Raw genomic sequence first — 12,920 nt, forward strand, 5'->3', positions numbered from 1 at the left:
TTTTTGTATATTCAGCGCCTATTTTTTGGGTTCTTTGTATTCCCGGTTTTGCCTCGCCTCCGGTGTGCAGATTCAGAGCAACTCACAACTTATGCCACCTGAATGAGGGGGACCGCGGTGACACCCAACGTCGTGGTTCCATGCCTCGTTCGGTTCCCCCGATGGGAGTAGTAATTAAGCCAAATCTCACGGTGCTTTGAATCAGTATGTGCGCCACAATTTGATACTCACTTGCGATACTTGAACAAAATCGTTCGACCGGGAGAAGCATGGCACGTATACAGCGACGGGCAAACCGAGCGCGGCAGGCCGGTAATGGCCAGGGCCCAGCGCATAGTTCCAAGCGCGTGCGCTATATCGATGACGGAACCGTCGAACTGGCGCCTTCAAGCGTTACTGCCGCAGAAGCGCTGGATTTCTGCCATAGCGGCGAGAACCGCATTGCCTTGTCGCTGTATCCCACCCCGGACGAAGCAGACATCCAGGAACTTGCAGAAGCCTGGGACCTGCATCCGGTACTCGTTGAGGACCTCCTGCACGCGCGACAGCGTCCAAAGCTTGAACGCTATGGTGATGTCTTATTGCTAGTTGTTCGTTCGGCCTTGTATCTCGACTCGGCCGAGGAGGTCGAACTCTCCGAATTCCACATTCTCGTTCGGCAAGGTTCGATAGCCGTCCTATGCCAGGACCATCGCTGGATTGACGGAACCGATGGGCATGAATTTGCCGAGTCGATAAGCAACGGCAGCCTGCAGCAACATCAAATGCTGCTCAAAGATCCACAATTGCTTCGGCTGGGCTCCGAGGCGGTTCTCTACCGGATCCTTGACGAGATTGTTGATGGCTACGCTCCAGTGCTGCATGGCCTGGGAATAGACAAGGAGCAGATCGAGCGCCAGGTATTCAGTGGAGACGCTGCAGTGACCGAACGCATTTACCGGTTGAGCCAAGAAGTGATCGACGTGCTCCACTCCACGGCCTCGCTCCTGGAAGTCGTAAGGTCCCTCGATGACGGATTTAAGAAGTACCCGGTTCCCGAGGAACTGGAAACCTACTTGCAAGATGTCACGGACCATCTCACCAGGGCTCATGCCCAAGCACTCGAGTATCGTGACGCGTTGTCTCAAATCCTGAATGTGAATGCCACGCTGGTGGCTCAACGCCAGAATGAGGATATGAAGAAAATATCAGGTTGGGCCGCAATTTTGTTTGCACCCACCTTGATAGCCGCGGTCTACGGCATGAATTTCGACAATATGCCGGAGTTGCACTGGGCCTTTGGCTATCCAGCTGCAATATTGCTAATGGTTGGTTTCGCTGCCGTGCTTTATGGTGTTTTCAAATGGCGCAAGTGGTTCTAGCCGGCGGGCAACGCGGGGGAGAAGAAGCTGTGGCAGAAAAAATTGATTTTAAAAAGGCGACTGGCAGCTACCGCGCCAAATATGGGGAATTCCGTATTTTGCAGGTTCCAGCGATGCGCTATCTCATGATTGATGGACAAGGCGATCCCAACCTCGAGCGAACGTATACCCAGGCGTTGGAAACGATCTATCCCGTAGCCTACAAGCTCAAATTCGCCAGCAAGCAAAACGGGCAAGACTACGTGGTCCCACCTTTGGAAGGCTTGTGGTGGGCCGATGACATGAACTCGTTCACGACTGAACGCGATAAATCGAAATGGTCCTGGACTCTCATGCTGATGGTTCCCGAATGGCTCAACGACGATGATGTTCAAGTCGCCGTTGAAGCAGCAAAGTCGAGGCGAGACCTGCCAAGCATCGAAAGGATGCGGTTCGAGTTGCTGGATGAAGGCCAGTGCGTACAGACGCTGCATCTCGGAGCATATGATGAAGAAGGGCCCGTGCTTCGCATGATGCATGAGAATATTATTGTCGGACATGGCATGCGGCCTACCGGCAAACATCATGAGGTTTATCTTGGAGATCCGCGGAAAGTAGCGCCAGATAAGCTGCGCACAATTCTGCGGCAGCCGGTGGAATCAGTGTAATTGAACCAATGATGGAGGAGACGTTGAGTAATCAGCTCGGACCTGAAAGTACGGTGGCAGAAATCCAGCAGGCGCTGGCGGAGCTGGAAGATCCCAAGGCGCGAGCAGTCAATGAACGCCACGGTGATGATTTCGGGGTCAACCTTGGCAAGCTCAGAGCAATAGCCAAGGCCCTGAAGTCCAACCAAGACCTGGCCCAGAAGCTGTGGGAGACGAAGGAAACCCCCAGTCGCCTGGTAGCCCTCCTGATTGCTAAACCCCGCAGCTTCACATTGGAACAATTGCAGGCCTGGAGCAAGGAAGCCAGCACGCCAAAAGTGCAAGCGTGGTTCCTCAGCTACATAGTGAAGAAAACCAAGCTGCTTGAAGAGCTGCGCGAAGTGCTGATGCGGGAAAAAGACCCGGTCCAGTTGGCGGCGGGGTGGGAACTCACCGCACACCAAGTCGCCGAGGACCCGGGAAGACTCGACCTGCCCGGGCTGCTGGATATCATCGAAGGCCAGATGCTCGATGCGCCGGATCGCCTGCAATGGGCAATGAACACAACCCTGGCTCAGATCGGTATCGAGCATGCAGCCTTGCGCGAACGCGCACTGGCAATTGGCGAAAAGCTCCAGGTGCTTGCCGATTATCCAACTTCAGCCGGATGCACCTCGCCATTTGCGCCCATCTGGATCAACGAAATGGTGAAGAGAAAAGCCTAGGCCTGATTCACAGAAGTGAACCAGGCCCAGGCTCGGTCGAACCACGCTCGCTGGCTACAGGCCGCTGTCCTGTTCAGCATCTGCCTCGTGGCGCAGGAGCAATTTGGATATAACCCAAATTGCGGCAGTCAGGCCACCGGTCAACAGCAGCTGGGTACGAGCCGCTGGATCGGTCATCGCTACGACAACAATTGCCGCCAAGACCACGATCGTGGCGATGGACAAGCCAGGGAAGCCCCACAGCCGCAAGGGGAGCTTCTCGCCATCGCGATCTGCCCGACGGCGCAAGATCAGCTGGGTAACTGCGATGAAGGACCAGATGAAGATGATGGTGGAGCCAACTACGTTGAGCAGGATCGGCATGACCGCATCTGGCCAAATCCAATTCAACCCGACCGCCAGGAATGAGAACGCCACGGAACTGATCACTGCCTTGGCTGGAACGCCCTTCCCAGTTACGTGGGTGACGCTGCGTGGAGCAAGTTTTCGCTGTCCGAGTGAATAAAGCATGCGTGATGAACCGTAGATGTTTGCATTCATTGCTGAAAGCAGTGCAACGACTACGACAGCATTCATCAGCAGGCCCACACCTGGAATATGCATGACGGCCAGGGCAGCGGCGAACGGCCCCTCAACCACCGAAGGATCATTCCAAGGCACCAAGGCAATGATGATCAAGATTGAGCCGAGGTAGAAGAAGAGGATGCGCAGCATCACTGACTTCACTACTCGCTTGATGTTTCCGGCTGGGTCCTTGGATTCGGCCGCAGCGATTGAAACGACTTCGGTTCCGCCGAAGGAGAAGATCACGATCAGCACGGCGGCGGCGATGCCAGCCATGCCTCCTGGCGCGAAGCCACCGTGGGCTGCCAAGTTCGCGAATCCAACCGGTTCATCGGTAGGAATCACGTGGGCCAGCACGAGCGCGCCAAAGACCAGGAAAGCAATGATTGCTGCGACCTTGATAACCGCAAACCAGTACTCGAAGCGGCCATAGTTACGAACGCCCAAGAGGTTGGCCCCGGTGAGCACCACGACGAAGCCCAGAACCCAGGCCCATTGCGGCAAGGCCGGGAACCATGCAGCAGTGATCGCAGCGGCGCCAGTGGCCTCGGCGGCAATGACCACAACTAGTTGCACCCAGTAAAGCCAGCCCAAGGTGCTGCCCGCGCTGCGTCCCATGGCCTTGTGCGCAAAGGTGCTGAAAGCTCCCGAGGAAGGATGCGCCGCAACCATCTCTGCCAGCATCGCCATGATCACGATGATGACCGTGCCGGCGAGCAGATAGGAAATAAGCACTGCGGGGCCGGCAATCGAAATCGCTTGACCCGAGCCAACGAACAGGCCGGCGCCTATCGCACCGCCAAGACCCATCATGGAAATCTGGCGTCGAGTCAGGCCTGTGTGCAGCTGGGCTTCGGTGTTTTTTACTGCCGTCATGCGGTGGCTGCCTCTGCGGATGCACATGCTGGCAAAGCCGCCAGCACGCGATTGACGTCTTCTTCTGTACCGGAGGAGATGCGCAAGCCATCACCGGGGAAGGCGCGTACTACAACGCCGCCGGCGGCAAGGTGTGCTTCCAAATCAACGGTGTCAGCCCCTGCGCCTACCCATACGAAGTTGGCTTGGGATTTGACTACCGGATAGCCGGCCTGTGCCAGCCCCTCATACATTCGTTCACGCTGAGCTACCACTTCGTCGATGCGCACAGCCAGCTCGTCGATCGCAGCCAGCGACGCGACAGCAGCACGCTGGGCCAAATCGGAAACTCCGAATGGCACAGCGACCTTGCGCAGGTTATTGGCGACTTCGAGGGGGCTGATTGCGTAGCCGATCCGCAGTCCAGCAAGACCGTAGGCCTTGGAGAAGGTATGGAGGACCGCAACGTGCGGGTATTTTCGGAATAGCTCGATGCCGTCAGCACGTACTTCGGACCGGTCGAAGTGCACGTAGGCTTCGTCAACAACTACAAGTATGTTCCGTGGCACCGCGTTGATGAACTGGTCCAGCGCTTGAGCCTCGACGACCGTCCCTGTGGGGTTGTTCGGGTTGCAGATGAAGATGAGACGGGTCTTGTCGGTGATGGCCTCCAGCATGGCTGGCAGGTCGTGGCGGGACTCGGCGTCCAGCGGAACCTCGACAGGAGCAGCTCCGGCAATACGAACCAACGATGGATATGCCTCGAAGGAGCGCCACGCATACATCACTTCATCGCCTTCGGCGGCGACCGCATGGATGATCTGCGCGGCGACTTCAACTGATCCAGCACCCAGAGTGACATGCTCAGCGCCAATGCTGAACTGCTTGCTCAGTGCTGCGGTCAGCTGGGGCGCGGCGATGCTTGGATAGCGGTGGATGTTCGCCAGACCCTCCTGGATGCTGGAGATCACCGAAGGCAAGGGTGCGTGTGGTGATTCATTCGATGAGAGTTTTGAAGCTCCAGCGGGTGCGGGCTTGCCCTGCTTATATGCCGGGACGTCCTGCAAGGAAGGGCGCTGGTGAAGGGTCATGAGTTTCCTCTCTGACTGCCACCACTGCATGATGCTGGCAATCGTTCAAACAGCAAGGACGTGAACTGATGTCTTCAGCCGTGGCCTTGCTCATATTCTCGCGTGTCGCGATTCACAAGCAATGACTGTAGATTGATCGAATCAGCGGTGCAATCGACATCCGCTGGCCTATGCAGGTTGCATAGCAGTAATTGCCCATCCCTCTATTTTACTGGTCAATCTGCATAGCCTTTTCCTGCTCTGGCTCAGTCTTAGCGCATGCGGCCACCAGCGGCAGTGTTCGTCCTTGGAAGTGTTCATGCAAGGCAAAGGAAGATGAAGTCCTGGCAACCCCGGACACGCGATTGATCCGATCAAAAATGTCTTGAAGGTCCTCCGCCGTTTGCGCAACTACGCGCAGCTGCAAATCAGAATTTCCAGTCACGGTATACATATCGATGATTTCGGGGATCGTTTCTTCTAGGGCTGAAGCCACTGGTGCGTGTCCGTAGCGCTGGATGATTTCAACCTGGCAGAAGGCGACAAGCGAGTAGCCGAAACCTGCCGGTTCAATCCGTGGAATTATTCCGCGGATCACTCCTGCCTCATGCAGACGGGCCAACCGACTGCTGACGGTACCGCGGGCAACGCCTAGGCGGCGTGCGCATTCCATCACCGGCAGCATAGGGGAGTCGGTGAGCAGCTCGATAAGATCTGCATCCAGGCGATCAATGCGCACTGTGGTCCTTTCAGAGAATTCAGTCAGTCATCCAAGGCTAACTCTCCAAGCTGGGTGCATGGAGCAGCACCTTCCTGCGGTGCTTCTCGTCAGACGGTACCCTGGACAAAATCCGAGCCGCGGGTCTTCTGCGGCAGGACGTTGGCTGGAATCTGTAGCCGGCCTGCACCAGAGGGTCACTCGTGAAGTGCAGTCCACGAGCAGAATAAACGAGTCGAGCAATTTATGGCGGACACCAGTGGCCTCGATCTCCGGCCTAGGCGCACGGGCAATTACCGGCGCATCCCCCGATTGGCCCCCACTTCATGGTGCACCTTTGCCACGATTGGATGGCGCTGGCAACGCGTGGAAGCTGGCTACGACGACTTGATTAAGCCGGGCTCCATAAGTGTCTTGTGCGCTTCTATCGGTAAGTTTGCCGAGTCCCGGTCGACGTTGCGTCCCCGGAGCATCGGGACGCGAAGTTTTCCCTCAACCTGCCTGGGAATATGTCGCTGGTATGGCCCACGCAACAAATCGAACGATGGAGGAATTTTCCTGCAGGACAAACGCGGAAAAACTCGGCGGTGAATCTGGGCTAAAAGTTCTCTGATGCATCTGTTTTTGTTGTATTCTTCGCGGTACCGTGAAAGCGTCATTCAGTTACCCGAGAGGTTTCGTCATGCAAAAGCTCACCGTCAACCTATGGATGCAAGGAACGGCCGGAGAAGCTGGGGAGTTCTACGCGGCAGCATTGCCAGAGGCCAAGACAGAGATTGAATCGCGCTATCCAACAGAAGGCCTGTTGGATTTCCAGCAACCACTTGCCGGCAAGCCACTCACCGTCTCGGTGTGGGTCCGCGGCACAAAAATAACTCTGATCAATGCCGGCGAAGAGTTCGCACCCAATGCTTCGATTTCGATGATCTTAAGTTTCAACACCGATGAGCGCGATGTCCTGGATGCAACCTGGGCGGCCTTGGCTGAAGGCGGTAGCGTGCTCATGCCGCTGGACACCTACGATTTCAGTGCACGCTATGGCTGGGTGAGCGATAAATATGGTGTCTCCTGGCAGCTGATGGAATCCGCAGAGCCAGTGTCTGAAAATGCAAGGGTCATGCCATGCCTCATGTTTGGCGGACAGGCCCAGAACCAGGCTGCCGAAGCAATCGAGTTCTATGGGCAAGTGCTTGGCGCCAAGCTGGAAAGTGCCTTCCCTTATGGGCAAGCTACCGAAGTCGCCACGGCAGAATCGCTGATGTTTGCACAGTTCTCCTTGGCCGAGGATGCCGTTGCGGCAATGGATTCGGGCGTGCGCCAAGACTTCTCATTCACTCCCGGTGTCTCGCTGGAGTGGCCATGTGATGGCCAAGAGGAAATTGACCGCGTTTGGGAGGCGCTGTCGGCCGTGCCGGAAGCTGAAGCCTGCGGTTGGCTTACCGACAAATTCGGTGTCAGCTGGCAAATCGTACCGTCCAATATGGGCGAGCTCATGGAACGCCCTGGAGCATTTGAGCATATGCTGAACATGAAGAAACTGGTGATCAACGACTTCTAAAAGGTGGAGGCGCGATGGGCGGGAATGCGCGACGGGCAGTTGTTGCTGGAGCCAGCGGGTTTATCGGCCAAAGGCTAGTGGCCGAGCTGCGATCGGCTGGCTATGACGTTTCCACCATTGGGCGTGGTCCCCATTCGTCGGTGTCGTGGGGTGATGCGCCGGGAATTTCCCGTCTTATTGATGGCGCGCAGTTGCTCATTAATTTGTCTGGGAAAAATGTAGGTTGCCGTTACACCGAGGCGGCGCGCGAGCAGATCTTGGCTTCACGTGTCGATACCACGCAAGCCTTGCATTCCGCCGTGGCCCAGGCAGCCCTTCCACCGCAGTTGTGGCTCAATGCTTCAACGGCCACCATTTATGAGCACAGCATTCACAAGCCCAATACGGAGTCCACCGGGATCCTCGGCGAGGGGTTCTCGGTGGACGTCGCTCGCAATTGGGAAGAAGAATTCTTCACGGGGAAACTGCCCAGCACTCGACGAGTGGCCCTGCGCATGGCGATCGTGCTTGGGGATGGCCCAGCCACGCGCAAATTGCTGGCTATTGCCCGCCTCGGTCTGGGCGGGACGCAACATGATGGGTGGTGGCCTTCGCACCGCAGGTACCGCGGCATCGGACCGCATCCAAGCGGCCCAGTGCGTAGCGTCTGGTATCGCACCGCTGGACAACAGCGTTTCAGCTGGATACATGTCGACGATGTGCTCGGAGCCATCTGGCACGTGATTGAACATCAAGAGATTTCAGGGGCAGTAAATCTGGCAGCTCCGAACCCTGTAGTGAACCACGAACTCATGGCGAGCCTGCGTCACGCTGTCGGACGGAAGATCGGGCTGCCCGTTTGTCGATGGATGCTAGAACCTGCGATGTTCCTGCTCAGGGTGGAACCTGAAATGCTGCTTAAATCCCGATGGGCACTGCCGGAAGTTTTGCAGGCTACTGGTTACCAATTTAAGTGGCCGCAGCTCGAAGCTGCCTTAGCTGATATTGTCGGAAGCCTTGGAAAGAAATCCGCATCGCATTAAGGATGTACCACTTGAAGCCCAAAATTCGCCCTTTCACCCTGCCCGCATTGGCAGCCGGATTTGCCGGGGATCTTGGTGGTGGCGAGTACGTGGAACTGCTGAACTTTGAAGGTATTGATACTCCGGTTCACGCGGATGATGCCAGGCTTGAGGAATGCCGGTTCACCGGGGTAGCGCTGGAAATGTTGCGCAACGCCCGGCTTTTGCAGTGTGAACTAAAACAGATTGGTGCCCCGTCGCTCAACGCCGCCGGAGCGTTCCTCAACGATGTGCGGGTGACCCACAGCAGAATAGGTTCGGGCGACTTTGCCGAGGCCGAGTTGGATGGCGTCGTGTTTGAAAACTGCAAATTCGGCTGGTTGAACCTGCGCCGAGCCAAGGTTCGCGACGTCGTCTTCCGCAACTGCCAATTTGAAGAGATTGATTTTGGCGGCCAGATCCAGAGAGTGAGTTTCACCGACTCGCGAACCTCGGTACTCAACTGCGTTGGCGCACAACTTCGCGATGTTGACCTTCAAGGGCTGGACTTCGCTCACATCGAGGGGCTTGAGGCGATGCGAGGAGCCCAAATCAACTCCCTGCAGCTAAGCCTGCTAGCCGAGGAGATGGCCAGCCACTTGGGGATCAAAGTAGCGACGTAATTTGCTCGTGTCGAGCAGACAGGATTTTCGCGGTATTCTCAATCAGCTCGTGCATGGCGGTCGCAGCCCGGGTTAGTGATACATCTCGCCGGTGGGCAAGTCCAATGGTTCGGACCAGCTGCGGGTCGCGCAAGGCTATGGCGCGAATTCCCGGGGTTTCCAGGGCTACGGTCGCCGGCACCACGGCAACTCCCAAACCGCGATGGACAAAGCGCAATACGGCATCCATTTCGCCTCCCTCCACCACGATATTCGGAACCAGTCCGGAGGCCTTGAATGCCTGTGCGGTGCTTGCGCGAAGGTCATAGCTGTGGGAGAACGCGAGTTGCGCGATCGGTGCCAGATCCTTGAGAGTCAGGAATGCCGCATCTGCCAAATGTGGGCGCTCTAGCGAGTCGATCACAACCAATTGCTCTTCCAGAAGTGGCAGATTCTGCAGGTGTTTTTCGTTCACAGCGTGCTCTGACGTCACGATAAGTGCAAGATCCAGTTCTCCGCCGGCTAATTGCTCCAAGAGGCGGTGCGACCCTGCTTCAAAAATTTGCAGCTGCACGCCAGGGTAATTCTCGCGGTAAATCTCCAATACTTCCGAAACTAGCGAAACACACAGCGTGGGAGGTGCTCCGAGCCGAACACGTCCGCGCCTTAAGCCGGCCAAATCCGCCATTTCGCTGCGAATGGTTTCTTCATCGGCCAGCATTCGCCGTGCTCGGGGGAGCAGCGCCTGGCCGGCCGCGGTAAGCGAGATATTCCCTCGGGCGCGATGAAAAAGTTCGGACCCCAGCTCCTGTTCGAGAGTGGAGATTTGGCGGCTCAACGAAGGCTGCGTAAGGTGCAAAAGTTCGGCTGCATGAGTGAAGTGTCCCACTTCGGCAATCGTAATGAAGCCGCGCAACTGCTCTAGATTCATGTGAATAGCATATCGCTATCGTAATCATGCCGATAATTCATTGGACGTATTCCAATAGCCGTCAGATGCTGGGAAACATGAGAAAAGAACAGCAGATAACCACGTCGGTACTCGTCATCGGAACCGGTGGTTCTGGCTTGAGAGCAGCAATCGAGCTGGCAGAATCGGGCACCGATGTTTTAGCCGTTGGCAAGCGTCCAAAGCACGATGCACACACCTCCCTGGCCGCCGGCGGGATCAACGCGGCCCTCGGAACCATGGACAAGGAAGACAGCTGGCAGCAACACGCGGCAGACACCATCAAGGAAAGCTATTACTTGGCGGACCCGCGAACCGTACAGGTAGTTGCCCAAGGCGCACAGCGAGGGATCGAAGACCTTGAACGCTACGGCATGAACTTTGCCCGCGAACAAGACGGACGCATTTCGCAGCGCTTTTTCGGGGCACACAAATTCCGCCGGACAGCTTTTGCCGGCGACTACACGGGACTGGAAATTCAGCGAACCCTGATCCGCCGCGCAGAACAACTGCAGATTCCAGTTCTGGATTCCGTCTACATCACCGAACTACTCGTAGCCGAAGGCAAAATTTTCGGAGCCTATGGCTTTGATGTCAACGACGGCACCGGATACCTGGTTTACGCCGATGCCGTCATCCTGGCCGCGGGTGGGCATAATCGCATCTGGCGACGCAGCAGCTCCCGGCGCGACGAAAACACTGGCGATTCCTTCCGCTTGGCGGTCGAAGCTGGCGCACGGTTGCGTGACGCTGAGCTTGTCCAGTTCCACCCTTCAGGCATTATCGAGCCTGAATCGGTCGCGGGCACCCTGATCTCAGAGGCAGCTCGCGGTGAAGGTGGAATATTGACCAACGCGCTAGGCGAGCGGTTCATGGAACGCTACGATCCCGAGCGCATGGAACTATCTACGCGAGATCGGGTAGCCCTCGCGGCCTATACCGAAATCAGTGAAGGCCGGGGCACAGGCAAAGGCGGGGTGTGGCTGGATGTATCCCACTTGCCGCGAGAGACCATCATGTCCAGGCTGCCGCGGGTGTACCAGACCATGCTTGAAGAGCAGATGCTCGATATCACCCAGGAGAAGATCGAGATTGCGCCAACAGCGCATTACTCCATGGGCGGTGTCTGGGTGGACCCTCTCACGCATGCAACGGAAGTTCCCGGGCTATACGCCATTGGCGAGGCATCCTCAGGATTGCATGGGGCCAATCGGCTGGGTGGCAATTCGCTCATTGAACTATTGGTCTTCGGGCGCATCGTGGGGCAGGAAGCCGCTGGCTATTCTCGTGCACTGATGACCCACCAGCGCTCACAGCAAGCCATTGACCAGGCACGGCATTCCGTGCAGTCACTGGTGTCAGCCGACGGTGAAGAGAATGTGCGCAGCCTGCAGCGAGCAATTCGCGATGTGATGACTGCGCATGCTGGAGTGGTGCGAAATGAAGCAGGGCTCCAGCTTGGATTGGAAAAGCTGGGCGAAATTGAACAGCGGATGCAAAATATTGGCATCCATCCAGACATCGCCGGTTTCCAGGACCTCTGCCACGCCTTCGATTTGAAGTCATCAGTCCTTGCAGCGCGAGCCACCTTGGAATCAGCGCTGGAACGCAAGGAAACGCGTGGCTGCCACAATCGCAGCGACTATCCCATGACCGACCCCGAACTGCAGGTGAATCTGGTGTGGTCTCCGAAGGGCATCGTGCGTGAATCCCTCCCAGAGATACCTGCCGAAATTTCCTCGCTGATCGCTGAAGTATCCCAGGTAGGAAAGCTGGTCGAATAAAAGACGGTTTTCCTGCAGGGAAACTCATTATTACTGCTCTTCGAATCTGAAGCTTCGCCATCGAGCGCCCTTTGGTATTCGGGGAGCAGTTTTGTCCTGTCCTAGGCGCATCAGCTGCAAAGAGTTTTCAGGCGCAGGCAAGAATTGGAAGCAGATGTAATGCATTCTTAATTCGGCAGAAACAGACATGCCGACGCCTCGTAATTTTGGGCCGATAAAATCGTCTCTGTCTTGGGGAAATAATTTAAGTCGATGAGTGTTTCATGGCCCGATTTTTTCCCTTCCGCGCACGTTGAGGAGGTCCACTGTTCTTGCCATATTCACACCCCTCTCGGCGTATTCTGGCCGTTTCTGAGTACAAATGTGGAACCTCTAAGCAACTCTTGAATGGGGAATCTGTCAATGCATTTAACGCCGAGGGAGCAAGAAAAGCTCATGATCGTCGTGGCTGCGGATCTAGCACGCCGTCGCCAATCACGGGGACTGAAGTTGAACTACCCGGAGTCCATTGCCGTCATTACCTATGAACTGATCGAAGGCGCACGCGATGGCCGTTCCGTGGCAGACCTGATGAGTTATGGAACCACTATTTTGCGTCGCGAGGACGTAATGGACGGTATTGCGGAAATGATCCATGACGTCCAGGTTGAAGCGACTTTTCCGGACGGGACCAAACTTGTCACGGTCCACAATCCCATTCGCTAGACCAGGTGGAAACGAAAGGCACGGACAATGATTCCGGGAGAGTACATTCTTCGAGGCGAGCCCATTGCTTGCAACCAGACGCAGAAAACGCTTGAGCTCAAACTCGTAAATCGTGGCGACCGGCCAGTGCAGGTCGGATCCCACTTTCATTTTGCCGAGGTCAACGCGCAGCTCGAATTTGATCGCGACTCCGCCAGGGGATTCCGCCTGGACATTCCAGCAGGAACTGCTGTCCGATTTGAACCCGGGGATGCCCGCACCGTAAATCTCGTGGAATTTTCCGGTGCCCGCCAGGTTCACGGTTTTCGCAATCACGTTGCCGGTCCTCTGGACAGCACATCCATGAACGATCAGGAGCGCTAA

The 12,920-nt window shown here is 56.4% G+C and carries 13 protein-coding genes; 9 read left to right on the forward strand and 4 right to left on the reverse strand.

What is annotated here, in order from left to right:
* The first annotated feature begins 269 nt into the window (after positions 1-269).
* The 3 genes from ACT7DV_RS14665 to ACT7DV_RS14675 are packed head-to-tail and all read left to right on the forward strand — an operon-like array spanning position 270 to position 2,712.
* Complete coding sequence (locus ACT7DV_RS14665) at positions 270-1,361, forward strand: magnesium and cobalt transport protein CorA (RefSeq protein ID WP_444663637.1); 1,092 nt, start codon at positions 270-272, stop codon at positions 1,359-1,361.
* Positions 1,343-2,008, forward strand: coding sequence for a GyrI-like domain-containing protein (locus tag ACT7DV_RS14670; RefSeq protein WP_444663639.1), 666 nt, complete (start codon positions 1,343-1,345; stop codon positions 2,006-2,008). Before ACT7DV_RS14665 ends, ACT7DV_RS14670 begins: the two co-directional genes overlap by 19 nt.
* Positions 2,009-2,016: 8 nt before the next feature.
* The gene (locus ACT7DV_RS14675; protein ID WP_444663641.1) at positions 2,017-2,712 is read left to right on the forward strand and encodes a DNA alkylation repair protein; all 696 of its coding nucleotides are present in this window, start codon (positions 2,017-2,019) and stop codon (positions 2,710-2,712) included.
* Positions 2,713-2,766: 54 nt separating this feature from the next.
* Here the strand turns inward: ACT7DV_RS14675 and ACT7DV_RS14680 are convergent, their stop codons facing one another.
* The 3 genes from ACT7DV_RS14680 to ACT7DV_RS14690 all read right to left on the reverse strand — a co-directional run bounded on the left by ACT7DV_RS14680 (position 2,767) and on the right by ACT7DV_RS14690 (position 5,940).
* The gene (locus ACT7DV_RS14680) at positions 2,767-4,152 is read right to left on the reverse strand and encodes an amino acid permease (RefSeq protein WP_444663643.1); all 1,386 of its coding nucleotides are present in this window, start codon (positions 4,150-4,152) and stop codon (positions 2,767-2,769) included.
* Positions 4,149-5,222, reverse strand: a complete 1,074-nt coding sequence (gene hisC, locus ACT7DV_RS14685) for a histidinol-phosphate transaminase (RefSeq protein ID WP_444663644.1) — start codon at positions 5,220-5,222, stop codon at positions 4,149-4,151. The genes ACT7DV_RS14680 and hisC overlap by 4 nt, the downstream gene beginning before the upstream one ends.
* A gap of 208 nt (positions 5,223-5,430) precedes the next feature.
* Positions 5,431-5,940, reverse strand: coding sequence for an Lrp/AsnC family transcriptional regulator (locus ACT7DV_RS14690; protein WP_444663646.1), 510 nt, complete (start codon positions 5,938-5,940; stop codon positions 5,431-5,433).
* Between the two features lie 661 nt (positions 5,941-6,601).
* Here ACT7DV_RS14690 and ACT7DV_RS14695 point away from each other — a divergent pair.
* Genes ACT7DV_RS14695 through ACT7DV_RS14705 form a run of 3 tightly spaced genes read left to right on the forward strand, consistent with a single transcriptional unit; the run spans position 6,602 to position 9,140 of the window.
* Complete coding sequence (locus ACT7DV_RS14695) at positions 6,602-7,477, forward strand: VOC family protein (protein WP_444663648.1); 876 nt, start codon at positions 6,602-6,604, stop codon at positions 7,475-7,477.
* Between the two features lie 14 nt (positions 7,478-7,491).
* Positions 7,492-8,499: an epimerase gene (locus ACT7DV_RS14700; RefSeq protein ID WP_444663650.1), complete on the forward strand. Its 1,008-nt coding sequence runs from the start codon at positions 7,492-7,494 to the stop codon at positions 8,497-8,499.
* Positions 8,500-8,510: 11 nt separating this feature from the next.
* Positions 8,511-9,140, forward strand: a complete 630-nt coding sequence (locus ACT7DV_RS14705) for a pentapeptide repeat-containing protein (RefSeq protein WP_444663652.1) — start codon at positions 8,511-8,513, stop codon at positions 9,138-9,140.
* Here the strand turns inward: ACT7DV_RS14705 and ACT7DV_RS14710 are convergent.
* Entirely contained in the window at positions 9,124-10,050 is a 927-nt protein-coding gene (locus tag ACT7DV_RS14710; RefSeq protein ID WP_444663654.1) for a LysR family transcriptional regulator, read from the reverse strand. The genes ACT7DV_RS14705 and ACT7DV_RS14710 overlap by 17 nt on opposite strands.
* A gap of 77 nt (positions 10,051-10,127) precedes the next feature.
* On the opposite strand from ACT7DV_RS14710, the gene ACT7DV_RS14715 reads away from it, so the two are divergent.
* The 3 genes from ACT7DV_RS14715 to ACT7DV_RS14725 all read left to right on the forward strand — a co-directional run bounded on the left by ACT7DV_RS14715 (position 10,128) and on the right by ACT7DV_RS14725 (position 12,920).
* On the forward strand, positions 10,128-11,852 hold the full coding sequence (locus ACT7DV_RS14715; RefSeq protein ID WP_444663656.1) for an FAD-binding protein: 1,725 nt from the start codon (positions 10,128-10,130) through the stop codon (positions 11,850-11,852).
* A gap of 402 nt (positions 11,853-12,254) precedes the next feature.
* Entirely contained in the window at positions 12,255-12,557 is a 303-nt protein-coding gene (locus ACT7DV_RS14720) for an urease subunit gamma (RefSeq protein ID WP_444663658.1), read from the forward strand.
* Positions 12,558-12,584: 27 nt separating this feature from the next.
* Positions 12,585-12,920 carry an urease subunit beta gene (locus ACT7DV_RS14725; protein ID WP_146275237.1) on the forward strand — a complete coding sequence of 112 codons (336 nt, stop codon included), beginning with the start codon at positions 12,585-12,587 and terminating at the stop codon, positions 12,918-12,920.

The sequence above is a fragment of the Glutamicibacter sp. TV12E genome (assembly GCF_052441935.1).
GTDB lineage: Bacteria > Actinomycetota > Actinomycetes > Actinomycetales > Micrococcaceae > Glutamicibacter.

Excerpts from the sequence above, each read along its gene's own strand:
- ACT7DV_RS14665 (WP_444663637.1), top strand. The coding sequence starts at position 270 with ATGGCACGTATACAGCGACGGGCAAACCGAGCGCGGCAGGCCGGTAAT.
- ACT7DV_RS14670 (WP_444663639.1), top strand. The coding sequence starts at position 1,343 with ATGGCGCAAGTGGTTCTAGCCGGCGGGCAACGCGGGGGAGAAGAAGCT.
- ACT7DV_RS14675 (WP_444663641.1), top strand. The coding sequence starts at position 2,017 with ATGATGGAGGAGACGTTGAGTAATCAGCTCGGACCTGAAAGTACGGTG.
- ACT7DV_RS14680 (WP_444663643.1), bottom strand. The coding sequence starts at position 4,152 with ATGACGGCAGTAAAAAACACCGAAGCCCAGCTGCACACAGGCCTGACT.
- hisC (WP_444663644.1), bottom strand. The coding sequence starts at position 5,222 with ATGACCCTTCACCAGCGCCCTTCCTTGCAGGACGTCCCGGCATATAAG.
- ACT7DV_RS14695 (WP_444663648.1), top strand. The coding sequence starts at position 6,602 with ATGCAAAAGCTCACCGTCAACCTATGGATGCAAGGAACGGCCGGAGAA.
- ACT7DV_RS14700 (WP_444663650.1), top strand. The coding sequence starts at position 7,492 with ATGGGCGGGAATGCGCGACGGGCAGTTGTTGCTGGAGCCAGCGGGTTT.
- ACT7DV_RS14710 (WP_444663654.1), bottom strand. The coding sequence starts at position 10,050 with ATGAATCTAGAGCAGTTGCGCGGCTTCATTACGATTGCCGAAGTGGGA.
- ACT7DV_RS14715 (WP_444663656.1), top strand. The coding sequence starts at position 10,128 with ATGAGAAAAGAACAGCAGATAACCACGTCGGTACTCGTCATCGGAACC.
- ACT7DV_RS14720 (WP_444663658.1), top strand. The coding sequence starts at position 12,255 with ATGCATTTAACGCCGAGGGAGCAAGAAAAGCTCATGATCGTCGTGGCT.
- ACT7DV_RS14725 (WP_146275237.1), top strand. The coding sequence starts at position 12,585 with ATGATTCCGGGAGAGTACATTCTTCGAGGCGAGCCCATTGCTTGCAAC.